Raw genomic sequence first — 19,021 nt, 5'->3', positions numbered from 1 at the left:
GGAACTCAACTACGGAGTCGATCTATCAACCATCTGAGGGTGGTATCAGATTGATGGGGTGAAGGTGCCCCATCAACCATTAAATCCGTATACCCCAGATTTACACGGCCGACAATCTTGAGGCCATGCTCGAAGAGAACACCCGGCGCGCCTTCAACACTCCATATCATCTGAGGATAAGCGGCGACACCCTGTATGGCACGGAACTGTTCAAGTGGTACGAACAGGACTTCGTTGAGGCGGCGGGTTCTGTCCGGGACTTCATTGACCAGTGGGCGAATGACGAAGTCGCCGTGGAGGTAAGCCGCACTTCTACCCTGGAGTACATCGATTACGACTGGTCGCTGAACCGTCCGTCCAATTTCTCTACCGGTAATTTTGGCCAGGAATAAATCGGATCGGCTGGAATGGCAATGCACGGCGAGGCAGTGATGCCTCGCCGTGCCAAGATGATGGTGGTTATTTCGCGGATACCCGCACATCCGCCACTGTGTCAGCGGTTTTGTTCGGATAGCTACGGGCTTCGTTGATGTCATCCGCTTGTCCGTCCATCGCCAGAGTGGTGGTGGCAGACAAGGCCAGAACAAAAGAAGCCAGAATCAGGGTGATCTTTTTCATGATCCATACTCCATTGTCGTTTCAGCAATGGCAGCGTCTTCCGCGAAGTCGCTGCCGTTACCTCATAGACACTGGCGTCATGGGGGCGTTACAGCTGAGGGAGCTTTTGAGTGGAAATTTTTCTCATTTGAATAGATCAAAAAGATATATATTTTAATATTTTAATAACAACAATCCTGATTCATAATGATCATTCAAAATAAAGCTCCCATTGGAGGTGCGCCCATGATTCGTTTGGCGACATTATCAGTTCTGTTTCTGTTCAGCGCCTTCTGCTACGCGGCAAAGGCCCAAGTGCCGGCCCTGGTGGACGCTGCCTGGTTGAATGACCGTCTGGGCGATGACCAGCTGGTGGTTCTGGATGTTCGCTCCGGCATTGATAACGGCGGCGATCGGAGCAGCTTCCAGCAAGGGCACATCCCCGGCTCCGTCTATAGCAGCTACACCAATGATGGCTGGCGGGAAACCCGGGACGGCGTGACCGGCCTCATGCCGCCGGTCCGTTCCCTGGAACGCCTGATTGGCAGCCTGGGCATTACCAATGACACGACGGTAGTTGTTGTGCCCGCTGGAACCGGGGTAACCGATTTCGGTAGTGCGGCCCGGGTCTACTGGACCTTCCGGGTTTTAGGCCATGACGCGGTAACGATTCTCAACGGAGGCTTTGCCGGCTGGAAGGCGGCGGACTATGACGTTGCCACGGGCGATGGCGCACGCTTGCCGGTGGCACAGTTCAAGGGCGAGCTTCAGGAACCTCTCCTGGCCAGCCTCGAGGAGGTCCAGCAGGCCCGTGATACCCAGGCGCAGCTGGTAGACGCCCGCCCGGCGGATTATTTCCGGGGCGAGACCAAATCGCCGGCGGCCAAAGCACCCGGAACCATTCCCGGCTCCCGGAACCTGCCCCATGACTCGTTCATCAACCAGCAGGACGAGGTGTTCTATCTGAACCGGGATGCAATCACCGAAAAGGTAAACACGGCCGAGTTGGACCCCGGTGCCCGCACCATTGCCTTCTGCAACACCGGACACTGGGCTGCCACCGACTGGTTCGTGCTGAGCGAGCTGGCGGGTTTCGAGGAAGTGGCTCTGTACGACGGCTCCATGGCGCAGTGGTCCCAGGACAGTGACCGCCCGATGCAGGTGGCGAAAAAAGGCCTCAGCAAACTGCTGGACCTGTTTAACTGAATGCCTGATTAGATGGAAACGTGATGACTGACTCCGCAGTTCTTCAGCCGGATCTCCAACAACCACCCTGGCAGGTAGACCGGTTTATTGTCTCGACCGCACTGGCGGGCTTCGCTCTATTGGGTGGACTGATCTGGCTGGAAACGGCCCCCTTTATGGTAGTGCTGTTTGTGGTGGGCACCGTGCTGGGCATGGCGCTTTACCACGGAGCCTTCGGCTTCACCGCCGGCTGGCGCAATCTGGTGGTGAAAAAACGTGGCGCAGGCATGCGCGCCCAGTTGCTGTTGTTCGCGGTGAGCTCCCTGGTCATGGTGCCCATGCTCCATAGTGGCCAGGAGGGCCTGGTGGGTGCAGTGGCGCCGGTGGGCACTTCCCTGGTGGTGGGCTCGTTCCTGTTCGGTATCGGCATGCAGCTGGGTGGCGGCTGCGGCTCGGGTACCCTGTTTACTGTGGGCGCCGGCAACATCCGCATGGTAGTCACGTTGGTGTTCTTTATTGCCGGCGCCGTGCTCGGTTCCATCCACCTGCCCTGGTGGCTGGATCAGCCCGGGTTCGATCCGGTACCGCTGGTCAATAGTTTTGGCGTCAGCGGTGCCATTCTGGTGCAGTTTGTCGGTCTGGGATCGATCGCCTGGTGGGTCAACCGCATCGAGCGCAAGGCTCATGGTTCGATCGAGCGGGATGAGTTGCTATGGAAAGGCCAGAGCCACGGTGTGCTCAGAACTTTGCTGAGCGGTCGCTGGCCCTTCACTTGGGCCATCCTGATTCTCGCGGCCGGCAATGCCCTGACCCTGGCCATCGGTGGTGCGCCCTGGAGCATTACCTTTGCCTTTAACGTCTGGGGCGCCAAGGCCCTGGAAGTGGTCGGTGTAAACATGGCCCAGTTCGAGTTCTGGACTTGGGATTACCCCGCCATGGCCCTGAAGGATTCGGTGCTGACTAACATACCTTCAGTGATGAACTTTGGTCTGCTGCTTGGCGCCATGCTGGCGGCGGGCCTGGCTAACCGTTTCAACGAGGCCAGCCGTAACCGGCCGGAAGGTCGCCAGTTCCTGGCTGCCGTGGTGGGTGGGTTGCTGCTGGGTTATGGCGCCCGGCTGGGCTTCGGCTGCAATATCGGCGCGCTGTTCTCAGGCATTGCCTCAGCCAGCCTGCATGCCTGGATCTGGTTTGCCTGCGCCTTTGCCGGCTCATTGATCGGAATCCGGCTCCGGCCGTGGTTCCGGCTGCCCAACTGATGCGGGAGGATAGGATGAACAAAGCCTACAGTCGTGCCCGCATCGTGGTCATGCTCGGGGTGATTCTGGCATTGATCATGGCGGATCATCTCGGCAGCCCGACCTTTGCGTTCAATTCCGGTCAGGGCAACGTGGAAACGGCGTTGATGCAGCGGGATGAAACCGCCTGTGCGCCCTGCGGGGCGCCTTGCCCCTCAACGCGAGACTGACCAGGGACGGTTTACCAGCGTTTCAATGTCCCGGAGGATCGCAGGCGCATCGGTGACCCGCGTCAGCCAGCCGAGAGGGATTCCGCGCTCACCACCGACTCCGTGTACGGCGGCCATTGCCGGGCCGATAATCCAGGCCCGGCCACAGGAATCGCCCCCGCAGTGAATATTCGCGCGAATCGCCTCGGTATAACTTCTGGCGTGGGTCAGGATATGGAAGATCACCGGCATGGCTTCGTGCAGGTAGCAGGTGCGGCCGAAAGTGTCGCCGGCTTGTATCGCATCCAGAGATGAACCGGACTGGGCCCTGGCCAGGCTTGCCTGGTCCGGAGCGTAGGCTTTGGCCGTTTCCAGGGCCGCCGGCATCGACTCGCCCCGGAAAAGATGGTCCAGAAGTCGCGCCGCGCACTTGGCCCAGGCCACCGCTTCGTCATTGTGATTGGTGACCCGGACAGCGGCTTCGCTAAGCTCCATTAATCGATCACTGCCGCAATAACTGGCCACCAGGGGCGGCAGTTTGGATACCGCGGGTAGCTGCATGTCGTTGGCGCCGCTTTCCGGCAACAGGTGCTGGTCGATGGTTTCGGCGAGGTAGACGCCCGCTTCCTGAATCTCCGTCTCATGGTAGGTCAGGTCGATGGCCCTGCGAACCGGTTCCGCCAGTTCATTGCCACTCAGGCGTCGGGTGTAAGGCAGCACCTTCTGCACCAGTATCCGCTTCTGCTTGTCGGTCAGTTCGGTTGTGATGGTTGATTGGGCCCGCTCAATCGCTTCCTGTTCGATGCTGTTCAGGTTGTTCAGGGTGACTCGTGTCGGGTTGTCGATAAAGCCCCGCCACTGACCGCCGGGGCCAAAGTACGCCCGGAAGCGTCGCTGGTAATCGCGAACATCAAGTATGCCTTTGCTGGCCAAGAGGCTGCCGGTCAGTACGCCGGTGGCCGCTCCATAATGGCTTATGTCACCGGAGCGTTTTCCCTCGTGCGCAAAGTAACCGAATCCGACGGTGAAATAGTCCGCATCCGGTGGCAGGAATTCCGGTGATTCACCGCCTACTTCAAGAATGCGCGCGCTGTCATACAACCAGTGCAGACCAAGGCTGGCTGAATCCCCGACCCAGCCTCCGGCCAGGGCGGCGATTATGGCGGGTTTTCTGTCGCTTGGCAGGTTGTTGGTCATCGGAAATCCCCGTTGGTCGGATTCAGTGTCTGGCGCATTCAGGAAAACATCACCTGGCCTTGTAACATTCCGCTGGCTGGCGAGTCAGTACGGAGTAAAACACAGAACGGCAAGTACCGTTGAGCCGACTTGGCGTAATTGCTGCGTTGACTCTGTGTGACTTTTGCATCGTTGGTCGGGTGGTAAACCCCTTGGGTGGAGCTGGTCTCCACCCTTTTTTTGATTGCCGCACGAAGGTGATTGCTCAATCCGCCCATTGAAATTGCCGGTAATCAAACCCCTGCTCGACAGTGGGTTTGATGACGTCAAAGTAGGGAGAGACGTCGAAATCCCGGGGGGCGAACAGGGAGTGATGGCGAATGCGGAAGTATTCGCGTGACTGGGCGTCCGAATCGGGGTCGTCATATACGGGTGTGGAAGTGCCGGTAAAAGGACAGCGGAAGTGAGCGGATACCTTCCTCAAGATCCGCTTCGACCAATACGTGAGGCTCGCCGTCTTCCGTCATTCCAAGGGCTGCGTTCGGACCCAGGTAGAGGGCCGCATGGGACCAGGTGGACTGGGTCAGATATTTGATGGCCTTACTGATTCTCGACTTACCTTCGACCAGAAGCACATCGCCGGGTCTGACAGAGCACTGCATGGCCTCCCAGCTGGAGGTTCGAACGGAGTGGCATTTGATCTGTTTGGAAAGATAGGCGGCCAGGCGCCGCGACAGCCAGTCAAGCAGCATATGGTAACCCGGTTGTGTGTCTGCCGTTATTTATAGTGCTGACAAACCGCGAACAAAATTGTTACAGACCTGTGTAATAGTTCCGGAACTCATGTGTCTCCTACCTGACCGCCCCTTCGGGCGGTGGCGGGCTCCGACGGCCCCAAACCATAACTCCATGATCAGGGAGAGAGACAATGTCCACAATACATCCTCTGAGAAACGCGATTCGTACTTCGTTCGAACATCGCCGCGCCACCTGGTGGTCTGCAGCCCTGGTGACGGCCATGCTGGGGACCGGCGGGCTCGCGGCTGCAGCCTGCAGCGCCTGCTCTCCGTGCAAGAACAAGTGCAAGGCAGAGCAGTACTGCCAGGCCGGAGGCAATCCCTGCGCCGCCAAAAACCCCTGTGCTTCCAAAAATCCTTGCGCCGCAAAGAACCCCTGTGCCAGCAACGGCTGTAATCCCTGTGCCACAAAGACCTGTAACCCCTGTGCGGCTTCGGGGAAGTGTGGCGCCAAACCCAATCCCTGTGCCGCCAAAAAGGTCTCCAGGCCCGCCAACTATCAGCCCTATGAGGGGAATCCCTGTAAGCTGATGACGCTGGGGGAAAAGCTGTTCAACGACACCTCCCTGAGCGGCAACGGCCTGTCCTGTGCGACCTGCCATAACGATGGCGCCGGTTACAACGCCACCTTTGCCAAGGCCTATCCGCACTCCGTGGCCATGGCCCGGGACATCTTCGGCATGGATTCGGTGCATCTGGATGAGATGGTCCAGATCTGCATGGTCCAGCCCATGGCAGCCGAGCCCCTGGACTGGAGTGGCGAGCAGCTGGCGGCACTCACCACCTATATGGGTAAGGTCCAGGAGCAGCTGGCTGCTAATCCCTGTGCCCTGAAGGGTGGTAAATGCGGTGCCTGCAACCCGTGCGCCGGTAAAAACCCCTGCGCCACGAAAAATCCGTGTGCAACCAAAAATCCCTGTGCGGCGAAGAACCCCTGTTCCGCCAGTGCCGGGAAACGGCTGGCAGATGCCACTGCCTGAGGTTGCTGAAAATGTTCATGGGCGCGACTTCCGGGAATTTTCGGAAGTCGCCCCGGCAAGGAGGTGAAAGGCTATGACTGAACTTCGTATTCCCAGGCTGGCGACCCTGACGGACGCGCAGCTGGAAATCAGTCTGGCGGCCATTGACGATATCCGGGAGTGCTACCGGGTGTTGGAGAAAGGCGGGTTGAATGTGGTTGGGGAAGTGCTCAAGGATCAGGGCCCTTTCTATGAAATGGATCATTACCCGAAAGAGGACGTTTATGACCGGGATACAGCGTCCCAGTATTACTATCACGCCCACCGGGAGGACCACGCCGAACATGGCCATTTCCATCTGTTCCTTCGTGACGCCTCTTTACCAGAGGGGGTAGAGCCAGCGATGGGGCCCACCGGCGAGGAGCGGGTGGCGCACCTGGTTGCCATCTCCATGGATGCCTGGGGCTACCCCACCGACCTGTTTGCGGTAAATCGCTGGGTGACGGACGAGAGCTGGCTGACGGCGACAACAATCACGACCGTGCTGGATCGGTTCGCCATTGACCACGCTTATCCCAGCTGGCCGGTGAACCGCTGGCTGACGGCCATGGTGCGTGGTTTCCGGCCCCAGATCGAAGCCTTATTGCACCACCGGGACGAGTTGATAGAACAACGGCGAGAGCAAAGCCTGGAACAGGTACTGGAGGATCGATCCCTGGAGATTACCGGGACCATTCCGATCGACGTCGAGAGTTGGGCGGACAGACTCGAAGCTGAACGGAAAAGACGAACCCGGGCGGCTGGTGCGGGACAGAACAGGCGCATGCAACAAATCCCGGGGGTGTGACCACCCCCGCCGGGAACATTTATTCGTCGTCCTTATCTCGGGGTCTTCGTGTCTTGAGGGCTTCGGAGACCCGCTCATCGATCCGACGCAGGAGTTCTTCGTCCGGGTGGCCGGCGGAGTGCGCCTGCAAAAGCTCGGTACTTGCGCGCAGGTTGCCGATAAAGGTTCGGCAGTCCTTGCACATCATCAGGTGCATTTTCACGGACAGATTCTGTCGGCCGCTGAGTTCGCCATCGATGTAGTCACTGGCTATTTCGGCCAGGTCCCTGCACATTAACATTCGCCCGTCTCCTGGAAGGTCTCCACCATGAGAAAGATCTTCTGTCTCGCACGGTGTAAAAGTACACGAAGGTTAGAGGCGCTGACATCCAGAATGTTACAGACATCTTCGGATTTGTGCTGGTGGGCTTCGTAGAGCATCAGGGCGGAGCGTTGGGTTTCCGGCAGAGCGGAGAGGTGTTTATCGAGACAATCGCTGAGTGCTCCGTTTTCCATCAGGCTATCGGCGGATTCGTGGAATTGTAGCTTGGGCGGCACCTCCCATCGGCCGGTGGCGTTGAAGCGTTCGGCCAGCTCCGGCTCGAGGCCTTCGGAAAAATCGGTCGCTACTTCGCGCTTGCTGGAACGTAGCTTGTTCTTGCACCGGTTGGCGACGATCCGGTGCAGCCAGGTTTTCAGGCCGGAGCGGCCTTCAAACTTGTGGATGGCGTCAATCACCGTAACCCAGCAGTCCTGGACAATCTCCTCTGCGCTCGAGTGGTCCAGGTAGAACCGGGCGACGGCCAGCATACCCGGTGAATAGTCGCGCACGGCTTGCTTGTAGGCCGTCGAGTCGCCCTGTTTGAGTGCTTCTATCAGTGAACCTTCGATGTCCGGATGCACTGCTGTGTCCATGGGTTTCCGTCCCTTGTCAGTCTGGCTTCGATCGCTGTGTCTTTATAGTGGTTCGGATTCCGGAAAAGTTCCGGCATTCTGTAGCGATTGCTCAAAAATCTTAAATCAAGGACGATGTAACATCCAGCCGGTGATCGTGTCTCAGCAATAACAACGTACTGGTTTATACATTTTTTGCAGGTATGGACATGAATCGAAGCAAGCTTTTACTCATTCTCGTTATCTCCGCGATCGTGGCTGTGTTTATTGGTCTGGACGGCCACAAGCTGCTGACCCTGGAAAACCTGCAGTCGAATCAGGCTGCGTTGACCCAATGGATTGATCAACATCTGCTGGTGGCGGTTCTCGGTTATGGGCTGATCTACGTCGTCGTGACCGCCCTGTCCCTGCCTGGCGCAACCATCATGACCCTGGCCGGCGGTGCCTTCTTCGGAAATCTTTATGGCCTGGCTGCGGTGTCCATTGCTTCGACCGTGGGCGCTTCCCTGGCCTTTCTTGTGGCACGCTTTCTTTTAAGGGATACCCTGCGGGAGCGCTACAAGGAAACCATTGCCAGGATCGACAGGGGTATCGAAAAAGACGGTGCCTTCTACCTGGCAACCCTGCGCCTGGTGCCGGTGTTTCCGTTCTTCCTGATCAACCTGGCAATGGGCCTGACCGGCATGAAGCTGCGCACCTATGCCCTGGTCAGCTGGATTGCCATGCTGCCGGGGACCTTTGTCTACGTGAATGCCGGCACCCAGCTCGGCCAGATCCAGTCCACTGGCGACATCGTGTCCGCCGATCTGCTTCTGTCTTTTGCCCTGCTCGGACTGTTCCCCCTGATTGCCAAGTTCGTGGTGGGCTTTATCCGTCGGCGCCGGGTGTATGCCGGCTGGCAGAAACCGGAGCATTTTGACTACAACCTGCTGGTCATCGGCGGTGGTTCTGCAGGCCTGGTCTCGGCCTATATCGCCGCGGCCGTCAAGGCAAAGGTGGCCCTGATCGAAAAGCACAAAATGGGCGGTGACTGTCTCAACACCGGCTGTGTACCCTCCAAGGCCCTGATTCGCAGTGCCAAGGCCGCAGACACCTTGCGCCACGCCAATCGCTACGGCCTGGAATCGGTGCCGGTGAAGGGCTCGTTCAAAACCATCATGAATCGGGTCAAGGACGTGATTGCCAAAGTGGAGCCCCACGATTCCCCCGAGCGCTACCGCAAGCTGGGTGTCGACTGCATCTCCGGCGAGGCGAGCTTCGTATCTCCCTGGGAACTGGAGGTTCGGCACAACGATGGCCGTACCGAACGACTGACTGCGCGCAGTATCATTGTCGCCACTGGAGGCAAGCCAGCCATGCCGCCGATCCCGGGACTTGAAGACATGCAGCCGCTGACTTCCGATAACCTCTGGGACCTGCAGGAACAACCTGAGCGTTTGTTGGTGCTGGGCGGTGGTCCGATCGGTTCCGAACTGGCCCACGTTTTTGCTCGCCTGGGCAGCAAGGTGACGCAGGTGGAGCGCGGCGAACGTCTGCTGTCGAAGGAAGATCCCGATGTTGCCGCGGTGGTTTTGAAACAGTTCGAGGCTGACGGCATCGATGTCCGGCTCAAACATTCTGCGGCCGAGTTCCGTACAGAAAACGGCGAGAAGGTCGCCTACTGCGATCATGAGGGTGAACGCGTGAGAATTCCCTTCGATCAGGTACTGGTAGCGGTAGGCCGTGCCGCGAACACCTCCGGCCTGAACCTGGAACGGATTGGCGTGGACACCTTGCCCAACGGTACCGTGCCGGTGGAAGAGGATATGAGCCTGCGTTACCCCAACGTGTTTGCCTGTGGCGATGTCGCCGGCCCGTACCAGTTCACCCACGCCGCCGCCCACCAGGCCTGGTATGCCGCGGTGAATGGTTTGTTTGGCCAGTTCAAGCGCTTCCGGGTGGACTACCGGGTCATGCCCTGGGTCACCTTCACCTCGCCGGAAGTGGCGCGGGTCGGCCTGAGCGAAGCTGAAGCGAAAGAAAAGGGAATTGCCTACGAGGTCACCCGCTATGGCCTGGATGATCTGGACCGGGCGATAGCCGAGAGCGAGGACTATGGCTTCATCAAGGTGCTGACACCGCCGGGCAAGGACAAGATTCTGGGCGCGGTTGTAGTGGGCACCCACGCCGGTGAAATCCTGGCGGAATTCACCCTGGCGATGAAACATGGCCTCGGCCTGAACAAGATCCTGGGTACCATCCACCCCTACCCGACCTGGAACGAGTCCGCCAAGTACGCGGCCGGCGAATGGAAACGCGCCCACGCGCCGGCAGGCATCCTCAGGCTTCTCGAGAAACTTCACGGATGGCGCCGCGGGAAAAAAGGCCAGAGCCGACAGGAAAAGCGTAAAGAAGTGACCACGGGCTAAAAAAATCAGGCGGTCGCTGTAATAAAACCGTCCTGCCCGTGTCTGTGCCCAATAACATTGAATCATCGAGGAGCATCTATGCCCCTGACCGAAACCCGACCGGCCCGCAGTAAACGTATTCCGGCCGTGGAAGTCCTCGAACCCCGGGCGTTCGACAGCTGGACCCACACCCGCAACGGTGATCCCCGGGGTTACATCGATGCGGACAAGCTCAAGGAGCTGTGGATTCACACCGGCACCGCCTGCAACCTGGCCTGTCCGTTCTGTCTGGAGGGCTCCCACCCCGGCGACGGTCGAATCCCCGGCATGAAACTGAGTGATGTGAAGCCGTTTATCCACGAGGCCATCGACATGGGCGTGGAGCAGTTTTCGTTCACCGGCGGCGAACCTTTTGTCATCCGGGATTTCGTCAACATCCTCGATTACGCCAGCCAGCACCGGCCCTGTTTCGTGCTCACCAACGCCACCGAGCCCTTGCTGAAGCGTCGGCATCAGGTGCTGCCACTGCTGGACAATCCCCACCCGATTCACTTCCGGGTCAGCCTCGATTTCCCGGACCGTGCCCGGCACGACAAGGACCGCGGCGATGGCAGCTTCGACCAGGCGCTGGAAGGCATTCGCTGGCTGATCGAACAGGGCTTCAAGGTGTCCATTGCCCGCCAGACCGACCCGGAGGAGGTTCCCTCGGACGTCGAGGCGGCGTTCCGTGAAATTTTCCGTGAGTGGAATATCCCGGAGAACCTGGCCTTTACTGCATTCCCCGACCTGGGCACACCGGGTTCCGAGGACGGCAGTCCGGAAATCACTGAGACCTGCATGGAAAAGTATCCGACCAAGGAGGCTCGCTCCCACTTTATGTGTACGTATACGCGGATGCTGGTGAAGAAGGGCGATTCGGTGCGGGTGTATGCCTGCACGCTGGTGGATGATGATCCGCAGTATGATCTTGGCGGGTCGTTGGCCGAGAGCATGGACGAACGGATCATGTTGCGGCATCACCGGTGTTTTTCCTGTTACCGCTTTGGGGCTAGTTGTTCGGCGCCTGCCTGAGTTTTGGTTTGGGGCCTTTCAGGACTGATGGCTGGTCATTGGCGGCCTGGGAGGTGGGGGTAATTTCTCCTTGGAAAAACAACTCGCTTCGCTCAGACATCTTTTTCCGGCGGATAAATTACCCCCACCACCCAGACCGCAGATATGGCTTTGCCATTCGCTGACAGGCGAAAAGGAAAGCAAGGAAAAGACTCAAAGGTGTGATTTTTCTGTCAGCTTGCGCCTTGGTCGGGGAAACCAGAACTGAAGTTGAACGAGGGGATGGCAGGCAGAGGATCAAAAAATGTGGAGCGCCATGGACGGCGCGACCAAGCCCCCCATGGACGGGTTTACGGGCGTTTTTTTGATCCTTTGCCTGCCATCCCCGATACCACCCATAGTTGAAACCCCGGGAAGAGCCCCGGACCAAACAACAAACCGGATTGAAGCAATGAACTTTACTGAAGCCTCCCTGTTCTGGGGATTTCTGCTGGTATACGGCGTGGTGATGTATGTGCTGTCGCCGAAGAGCAAGAACGCGAACTCGTTCTATAAAGGCGCCGATGATCAGGGGAACCCGGTAGGTCAGTGGTCACTGACGGCCAGTATTTTTATCAGCTGGATCTTCGCCAAGTCGGTGACCAATGCGGCGAATTTGGGGGCGGCTTACGGCGTGGTCGGTGGTCTGGCGTACGCCAGTTACTGGCTGTCGATTCCGGTGGCCGGTTATGTCATCTACCTGATTCGGACCCAGACCGGGGCCCGGAGTCTGCAGGACTTTCTGACCTCCCGGTTTGGCCGGCTGGCCGGTCTGGCCTTTGCGGCGGCGATTCTGATCCGGCTGTATAACGAGGTGTGGAGTAACACCGCGGTCGTGGGCGGTTACTTCGGTCTGCCCGGGGAGTGGGAGTATTACGCAGCGGCGATGCTGTTCACCGTGTTTACCCTGGCCTACAGCCTGAAAGGCGGGCTGCGTTCGTCGATCTTTACTGATGTGATCCAGGCTTTCGTGTTCGTGTTCTTTGTCGGGGCAGTGCTGTTCTTCATCGTTCCTGCCAACGACACCAGTGCCCTGCTTTCCAATGGCGAGTTCCGGCTGGATGCCGGCTTTGACCTGTTGCTCGTGGCTCTGCTTCAGTTGTTCAGTTACCCGTTCCACGACCCGGTACTGACCGACCGGGGCTTTGTGAACAAGGAAAAGACCATGCTCAGGAGTTTTGTGGTCGCCGGTCTGCTGGGCTTTGTTGCGGTGTTCATTTTCAGCCTGGTCGGGGTTCATGCGCGGCTTAACGGTATCGAGGCCATGGGCAATGCGCCTGCGGCGGTGGGTCAGTCGCTCGGGCTGGCGGCGCTGTTCTTCATGAGTGTGGTGATGATGACCTCGGCCGGTTCCACTCTGGATTCCACCTTTACGTCGCTGGCGAAATCCCTGGCGGTGGACCTGCCACGACTTGCCAGGCGGGCAAAAGAGCGCTTGCCCAGCATACGGGTTGGTGCGGTGGTGATGGTGGTGTTTGCGTTCCTTGGTAACCTGCCGATGTTTGCCGGCACCGATATTCTCAAGGCCACGACCATCTCCGGCACCATGGTGATGGGGCTGGCGCCGGTGTTCCTGTTTTACGGCTTCACCCGGTGGTCGCCCTGGAGTTTCCACCTGAGTTTCTGGACCGGCCTGGGCCTGGGTGTCTTGCTGGCCATGGGCCTGATTCCGGCGAGCTGGGCCATCGGTGATGGCAAGTACGCCATGCTGCTGGGCGTCAACGCCTGGGGCTTCCTGATCTGTTCCGCCGGGTTCTTTGTCCCGTTGGTGTTGCGGCGCCTGGCGGGACGCTCGCTGGCTGCCGGGGAGGCCTGATCCATGGCGCAGGAAGGTCGCAGTTGTCCATTGGCGTACCGATACGATCCAGCCGATTTGTGCCGGCAGGTCAGTGAGAGTTCCGCGGATGTGCTGTATGTGATCGGTGGGCTCTACGGCAATGTATATGCGCTGGACGAGATTGAGCGCATGGCCCGGGCGGAGGAACGAGAAGGCCGGCGCGTCCAGCTGGTGTTCAACGGGGATTTCAACTGGTTCAACGCCAGTGATGAGTTGTTCCGGGAGGTCAATGAACGGGTGCTCGGGCATACCGTCAGCCTGGGAAATGTCGAGTACGAACTGGCCAATCCGAGCCCCGGGGCGGGTTGCGGTTGTGCCTATCCCGAGTTTGTCGAGCAGGACGTGGTGGAACGCTCCAACCGGATCATCGAGCGGCTCCAGGGCGTGGCCTCGGCCTGCCAGGATATCCGTAAGCAACTGGCTGATTCACCCCGGTATCGCTGCCTGATGTTTGGAGGCCTAAAGATTTTGGTGTTGCATGGCGATCCCGAATCCCTGGCCGGTTGGGGTCTGGCCCACGAGGCGTTTGCCGAAGGTAACGAAAGCTCCCTGGCCGAATGGTTCAATGCAACCGGTGCCGATGGGATTGTCTGCACCCATACCTGTCTGCCGGTGCTCTGGTCGGGACTGGTTGCAAAACAGGCCAGGGTGGTGGTCAATAATGGTTCTGCCGGCATGGGCAACCTGGAGAATGATCCTCGTGGGTTGATCACCCGTATCAGCGCATCCATGCCCTCCGTTGAGCCTGTGGCAGCGCTGGAGCGCCGTGGCCTGCACTTCTCGCTGGTGCCGGTAGCCTTTGATCAGCGGGCCTGGCTGACCCGGTTTGATGCACTCTGGCCGTCCGGTTCCGATGCCCAGGTCTCCTATCGGAACCGGCTTCTCAACGGTACTTCCCTGGCGCCCGGAGATGTCGTTTTTCCTTCCGGTTTTTAATCTGATTGTCACTGGCGAATGCTTCAATTCGGTCTATTCTTAAAGCGTGAGAGCGGGCGTCTTGCTGTGGGTAAATGGACCGCAACTTGAAATATATTTTGTGGTCTATATAATTCAGCACTAACTTTTAGAAGCGAATTGATCACGTTATGACATCAGAAGGTTCGAATACCACCGCCATCAGTCTTCGTACACCCACGAAAGACGATGGCTACAGGCTCCACCAGCTGGTGGCCGAGTGCCCGCCGCTGGACCCCAACTCGATTTACTGCAACCTGTTGCAGTGCAGCCACTTTGCCGAGACCGGCGTGGCCGCGGAGAAGGAAGGCGATCTGGTCGGCTTTATCTCCGGATACATCCCTCCCCAACAGCCCGAGACCGTGTTTGTCTGGCAGGTGGCGGTTCACGAGAAAGGTCGTGGACAGGGCCTCGCCAAGCGGATGCTGAAAGAGATCGTTTCCCGTGATGCGTGCAAAGACGTCACCCACATGGAGACGACCATCACCGAGGACAACGAGGCCTCCTGGGCGCTGTTCCGGTCATTCGCCCGTGATATGGGAGCCGAGCTCACCTACCACGAGCACTTCGAGAAAGAGAAGCACTTCGGTGGCAAGCATGATTCTGAATTCCTGCTGCGCATCGGACCTTTCACGAAGCCTGTCTGAGAGCCCTGGTCTCACGATCTCTCATCGTGAATGACTGACTGTGTTTGGACTAGCCGGCAGACCACCCGAGGTAGGTCTGTCACCAAGGCTTAAACCAACGCACGGCGGGCTTGTCGCGACCGAAATGTATTAACCGACAGGTCCCCGCGCATCTACCTCGAACCTGAAATGCTAAGAGGCAAGACAATGGAAATTTTCAAGTCGACCGAATCTGAAGTACGCGTTTATTCCCGTGCCTTTCCGGTGATTTTTAACCGTGCCAAGAATGCACATCTGTACACCGAAGACGGCAAGGAGTACCTGGATTTTCTGGCCGGCGCCGGTTCCCTGAACTACGGCCACAACAACGATATCCTGAAGAAAGCCCTGCTTGAGTACATCGAGGCAGACGGCGTGAGCCAGGGCCTGGACCTGTTCACCACCGCCAAGCACGACTTCATGGAGTCATACAAGAAGTACATCCTTGACCCCCGTGGCCTGGACTACAAGATGCAGTTCACCGGCCCCACCGGTACCAACTGTGTGGAAGCGGCCATGAAGCTGGCCCGTAAGGTGAAAGGTCGTACCAACATCATTTCCTTCACCAACGGTTTCCACGGTGTAACGGCCGGTGCTGTTGCCGCGACCGGTAACGAGCATCACCGCGGTGGTGTCGGCGTGCCGCTTGGTCACGTGGACTTCATGTTCTATGACGGCTACCTCGGTGAAGATGTGGACACCCTGGATATCATGGACAAGGTGCTGTCTGACAGCTCCTCCGGTGTCGAGCTGCCCGCCGCCGTGATCGTTGAGGCGGTCCAGGGTGAAGGTGGTCTGAACGCCGCCCGTGCCGAGTGGCTCAAAGGCCTGTCCGAGCTGTGCAAGAAGCACGACATCCTGCTGATCCTGGATGACATCCAGGCCGGTAACGGCCGGACCGGCGAGTTCTTCAGCTTTGAATTCGCCGGCATCAAGCCGGACATCGTGACCGTGTCCAAATCCCTCAGTGGCTACGGCCTGCCGATGGCACTGGTGCTGTTCAAGCCGGAGCTGGATGTCTGGGATCCGGGCGAGCACAACGGTACTTTCCGTGGTAACAACATGGCGTTCATCACTGCCCGTACCGCGATCGAGACCTACTGGAAGGACGATGCCTTCGCCAACGAAGTGAAGGCCAAGACCAAGGTCCTGGGCGACGCTTTGCAGGCGATCTGCGACAAGTATCCGGGCGAGTTCAGGATGAAAGGCCGTGGCCTAATGCGGGGCATCGAGGCGAAGGACGCGGATCTGACCGGTCCGATCACCAAGCGTGCCTTCGAGCGTGGCCTGATCATCGAGACCAGCGGTCCGAACGATGAAGTCATCAAGTGCCTGATGCCGTTGACCACCAGTGAGGATGACCTCCGCAAAGGTGTTGCCCTGCTGGCCGAGAGTGTCGACGAGATCATGCAGGAAGGGGTCAGCGAGGCGTCGTAAGGCGCCCGCACTTCCGGGACATTCATTCTGCAGGATAGCGAAGGCGACTTTATGACCAGTGCACAACATACCGTCGAGAAGATCGGCGGTACTTCCATGAGTAACTACGAGGCCGTTCGCGACAATATCATCATTGGTAATCGCAGCAAGGACGACCTGTACCAGCGCATCTTCGTGGTGTCCGCCTACGGTGGCGTGACCAACGAACTGCTCGAGCACAAGAAGACCGGTGAGCCCGGGGTCTACGCCCTGTTTGCGGATGCCGAGTCGGACTGGGCCTGGGGCGATGACCTCACCAAGCTGGTGAAGTTTCTCACCGACATCAACGGTGAGCTGTTCCAGGATCCGATGCTCAAGCAGCAGGCGGACCAGTTCATCACCGACCGTATCGAGGGTGTTCGCGGCTGTCTGATCGATCTCCAGCGGCTGTGCTCCTATGGCCAGTTCCAGCTGGAAGAGCATCTGCTGACCGTCCGTGAGATGCTGGCGGGCATCGGTGAGGCCCACAGTGCCTTCAATACCGCCCTGAAGCTTCAGCAGGAAGGCATCAACGCCCGTTTCGTCGACCTGACCGGCTGGCGCGACAGCGAACTGCTGCCGCTGGATGAGAAACTCAAGCAGGCGTTCGATGCTGTTGATCTGAGCCGGGAGCTGCCCATCGTCACCGGTTATGCCCAGTGCAAGGAAGGTCTGATGCGGACCTTCGACCGGGGCTACAGTGAGATGACCTTCAGCCGGGTAGCGGTGATCACCAACGCCCGTGAAGCCATCATCCACAAGGAATACCACCTGAGCTCCGCCGACCCGAACATCGTCGGTGCGGACAAGGTGGTGCCCCTGGGCCGGACCAACTACGACGTGGCCGACCAGCTGGCCAACCTGGGCATGGAGGCGATCCACCCCCGCGCCGGTAAGGGGCTGCGCCAGAACGAGATTCCGCTGCGGGTGATGAACACCTTCGAGCCGGAGCATACCGGTACCCTGATCACCGGCGATTACATCAGCGAGACGCCGCAGGTGGAGATCATTGCCGGCGCCAAGGGTGTGTTCGCCATCGAGGTGTTCGACCAGGACATGCAGGGCGAGCCGGGCTCCGATCGCAGGATCCTGGACGTACTGAGCCGCTTCAAGGTGCGCTTCATGTCCAAGGACACCAACGCCAATACCATCACCCACTACGTGGACAGCACGCTCAAGCACGTCAAGCGTGTGGTCAAGGCACTGAAGGAGGAATTCCCGAACGCCGAGGTCAATACCCGCAAGGTGGCGCTGGTATCGGCCATTGGCAGCGACATGAAAGTGCCGGGCATCCTGGCCCGTTCCGTCAAGTCGCTCGCGGATGAGGACATCAGCGTACTGGCGATTCACCAGTGCATGCGTCAGGTGGATATCCAGTTTGTGGTGGATGAGGACAATTATAAAGATTCGATCAGAGCGTTGCATGCGAGTCTGATTGAACCTCACAAGCACGAATACGCCATCGTGGCGGCATCCATCGAGTAAAGCAGGATTACCGGTGGGCGGAACCGGTCGCTCCGCCCACCGGTAATGGAGGACGTCTTGCCTCCAGATCGGGCGCCCGGTCGGCCGGCTCACCGAAAGTGAGTTCTCATGGCCGGGCGTAGCCGATCCCCTTTCCGGCGTTCCATTCCTGTTACTTTTCTGGCCTGACTCCGGCCTCCGCATTTGCCCCTACCGCGCCAATCTGACCGCCTGCTCCAAACGTATCCTTTCACAAATATTGTGATCCAGACCGGTACCGTAGCCATGCGAAAAAATTACAGGCTGGGACCGTCTCCGACTCCGCCCAGCGATGGTGAAAGGGATTCCCTGGTCGGGCTGTATTTCAGGGATGCGTCCCGTTATCACATACTCTCGGACGATCAGGAGCGTCGTCTGTCCCGAAAAATGTCCCTGTGTTTCCGGATTGTCAGCACCGAACTGGGGTTGCCGGAATCGACACCCCAGACCTTTCGCGAGGTAATGGGCAGCCTCGGTGACGCCTGCGCCTTTTCCAGCCGATGCCGCCGGGCCTATCACCTGGCCATGGCTTGCCGGCGCAAGCTGATCCAGAGCAACCTTCGCCTGGCGGTGCACATCGCCCGGAGGTACAACCAGCATGGTATTCCCATGCCTGACCTGATCCAGGACGCCAATGTCGGGCTGATCAAGGCCGTGGAACGGTTTGATCCCACCAAGGGTTTCCGTTTCTCCACCTATGCCTACTGGTGGATCAGTGAGGAAGTGAAACGATGCCTGCAGCGGGGCACTCGGGTGGTTCACACGCCGGAGAATGTCGTGGACGAGATTCGTCAGCTCCAGAAAGTCTCGCTTCGCCTGCATCAGCAACTCGGGCGCACGCCGTCGCAGTCCGAGCTGGCCAGTGCGATGGAGGCGACACCATCCAGGATTGGTGAGCTGCGGGCGCTGGCGGCACGGGAAGTGTCCACCGACGTCCCGATCCTTGAAGACGGCTCGGCGACCATGGCCGATGCCCTTCCGGCCGGTGAGCAGCTGGCTCCGGAGCATCCGATGAGCCAGCGGGACCGGCGTAGCGAGTTGCGGATGATGCTGAGCGAACTCAGTGACCGGGAACGGGATATCCTGTCCCGGCGATTCGGTCTGGACCTGCCCGATCCGGAGACCCTGCAGGTGATTTCCGATGCCCTGGGTATCAGCCGGGAGCGGGTCCGCCAGATCGAGAAAGGTGCCTTGCGTAAACTGCAGACCCGCTTTGGCTCCGGCGAAGGGGATGAAACGGGCGCCTGAAT

General features: G+C 58.9%; 19 protein-coding genes. 14 read left to right on the top strand and 5 right to left on the bottom strand.

Annotated features, from left to right (window positions below; genetic code table 11):
* Positions 1-125 precede the first annotated feature (125 nt).
* Complete coding sequence (locus tag DET50_RS06045; RefSeq protein WP_181799938.1) at positions 126-392, top strand: hypothetical protein; 267 nt, start codon at positions 126-128, stop codon at positions 390-392.
* A gap of 67 nt (positions 393-459) precedes the next feature.
* Here the strand turns inward: DET50_RS06045 and DET50_RS19400 are convergent, their stop codons facing one another.
* Positions 460-618 (bottom strand): hypothetical protein, encoded by a 159-nt coding sequence (locus tag DET50_RS19400; RefSeq protein WP_181799937.1) that lies wholly within the window; start codon positions 616-618, stop codon positions 460-462.
* A gap of 225 nt (positions 619-843) precedes the next feature.
* Between DET50_RS19400 and DET50_RS06040 the strand changes: the two genes are divergently transcribed.
* From DET50_RS06040 to DET50_RS06030, 3 genes are read left to right on the top strand one after another with little or no spacing between them, the layout of a single operon-like run.
* Positions 844-1,803 (top strand): sulfurtransferase, encoded by a 960-nt coding sequence (locus DET50_RS06040; protein ID WP_113861972.1) that lies wholly within the window; start codon positions 844-846, stop codon positions 1,801-1,803.
* Positions 1,804-1,826: 23 nt separating this feature from the next.
* Complete coding sequence (locus DET50_RS06035; protein ID WP_113861971.1) at positions 1,827-3,041, top strand: YeeE/YedE family protein; 1,215 nt, start codon at positions 1,827-1,829, stop codon at positions 3,039-3,041.
* A 14-nt stretch (positions 3,042-3,055) separates the two neighbouring features.
* The gene (locus DET50_RS06030; protein WP_113861970.1) at positions 3,056-3,250 is read left to right on the top strand and encodes a hypothetical protein; all 195 of its coding nucleotides are present in this window, start codon (positions 3,056-3,058) and stop codon (positions 3,248-3,250) included.
* On the opposite strand, the gene DET50_RS06025 is transcribed toward DET50_RS06030, so the two are convergent.
* Positions 3,236-4,426: an ADP-ribosylglycohydrolase family protein gene (locus DET50_RS06025; RefSeq protein ID WP_113861969.1), complete on the bottom strand. Its 1,191-nt coding sequence runs from the start codon at positions 4,424-4,426 to the stop codon at positions 3,236-3,238. The genes DET50_RS06030 and DET50_RS06025 overlap by 15 nt on opposite strands.
* A gap of 401 nt (positions 4,427-4,827) precedes the next feature.
* Positions 4,828-5,157, bottom strand: a complete 330-nt coding sequence (locus tag DET50_RS06015) for a C40 family peptidase (RefSeq protein ID WP_258546060.1) — start codon at positions 5,155-5,157, stop codon at positions 4,828-4,830.
* Positions 5,158-5,333: 176 nt separating this feature from the next.
* Here DET50_RS06015 and DET50_RS06010 point away from each other — a divergent pair, with 176 nt between their 5' ends.
* Both DET50_RS06010 and DET50_RS06005 read left to right on the top strand, forming a co-directional pair.
* A complete protein-coding gene (locus DET50_RS06010) occupies positions 5,334-6,182 on the top strand; it encodes a cytochrome c peroxidase (RefSeq protein WP_113861967.1) in 849 nt (282 codons plus the stop codon).
* A 73-nt stretch (positions 6,183-6,255) separates the two neighbouring features.
* The gene (locus tag DET50_RS06005; RefSeq protein WP_181799936.1) at positions 6,256-7,008 is read left to right on the top strand and encodes a DUF6969 family protein; all 753 of its coding nucleotides are present in this window, start codon (positions 6,256-6,258) and stop codon (positions 7,006-7,008) included.
* Positions 7,009-7,027: 19 nt separating this feature from the next.
* Here DET50_RS06005 and DET50_RS06000 read toward each other — a convergent pair whose 3' ends face one another.
* Entirely contained in the window at positions 7,028-7,288 is a 261-nt protein-coding gene (locus DET50_RS06000; protein WP_113861966.1) for an anti-sigma factor family protein, read from the bottom strand.
* Positions 7,282-7,902, bottom strand: coding sequence for an RNA polymerase sigma factor (locus DET50_RS05995; protein WP_113861965.1), 621 nt, complete (start codon positions 7,900-7,902; stop codon positions 7,282-7,284). Before DET50_RS05995 ends, DET50_RS06000 begins: the two co-directional genes overlap by 7 nt.
* A gap of 188 nt (positions 7,903-8,090) precedes the next feature.
* On the opposite strand from DET50_RS05995, the gene DET50_RS05990 reads away from it, so the two are divergent.
* From DET50_RS05990 to DET50_RS05950, 8 genes are all read left to right on the top strand, one after another.
* A complete protein-coding gene (locus DET50_RS05990; RefSeq protein ID WP_113861964.1) occupies positions 8,091-10,289 on the top strand; it encodes an FAD-dependent oxidoreductase in 2,199 nt (732 codons plus the stop codon).
* A 78-nt stretch (positions 10,290-10,367) separates the two neighbouring features.
* A complete protein-coding gene (locus DET50_RS05985) occupies positions 10,368-11,339 on the top strand; it encodes a radical SAM protein (protein WP_113861963.1) in 972 nt (323 codons plus the stop codon).
* Between the two features lie 430 nt (positions 11,340-11,769).
* Entirely contained in the window at positions 11,770-13,173 is a 1,404-nt protein-coding gene (locus DET50_RS05975; protein ID WP_113861961.1) for a sodium:solute symporter family transporter, read from the top strand.
* A gap of 3 nt (positions 13,174-13,176) precedes the next feature.
* Positions 13,177-14,130 carry a hypothetical protein gene (locus DET50_RS05970; protein WP_113861960.1) on the top strand — a complete coding sequence of 318 codons (954 nt, stop codon included), beginning with the start codon at positions 13,177-13,179 and terminating at the stop codon, positions 14,128-14,130.
* A 149-nt stretch (positions 14,131-14,279) separates the two neighbouring features.
* Complete coding sequence (gene ectA / locus DET50_RS05965) at positions 14,280-14,795, top strand: diaminobutyrate acetyltransferase (protein WP_091998752.1); 516 nt, start codon at positions 14,280-14,282, stop codon at positions 14,793-14,795.
* Positions 14,796-14,981: 186 nt separating this feature from the next.
* On the top strand, positions 14,982-16,250 hold the full coding sequence (gene ectB, locus DET50_RS05960) for a diaminobutyrate--2-oxoglutarate transaminase (RefSeq protein ID WP_113861959.1): 1,269 nt from the start codon (positions 14,982-14,984) through the stop codon (positions 16,248-16,250).
* 51 nt (positions 16,251-16,301) lie between these two features.
* On the top strand, positions 16,302-17,753 hold the full coding sequence (locus DET50_RS05955; RefSeq protein WP_113861958.1) for an aspartate kinase: 1,452 nt from the start codon (positions 16,302-16,304) through the stop codon (positions 17,751-17,753).
* A gap of 264 nt (positions 17,754-18,017) precedes the next feature.
* Positions 18,018-19,019: a sigma-70 family RNA polymerase sigma factor gene (locus tag DET50_RS05950; RefSeq protein WP_113861957.1), complete on the top strand. Its 1,002-nt coding sequence runs from the start codon at positions 18,018-18,020 to the stop codon at positions 19,017-19,019.
* The last annotated feature ends 2 nt before the right edge of the window (positions 19,020-19,021 follow it).

The sequence above is a fragment of the Marinobacter pelagius genome (assembly GCF_003315345.1).
Lineage (GTDB): Bacteria > Pseudomonadota > Gammaproteobacteria > Pseudomonadales > Oleiphilaceae > Marinobacter > Marinobacter pelagius_A.
This window is presented reverse-complemented; position numbering and strand designations above follow the sequence as displayed.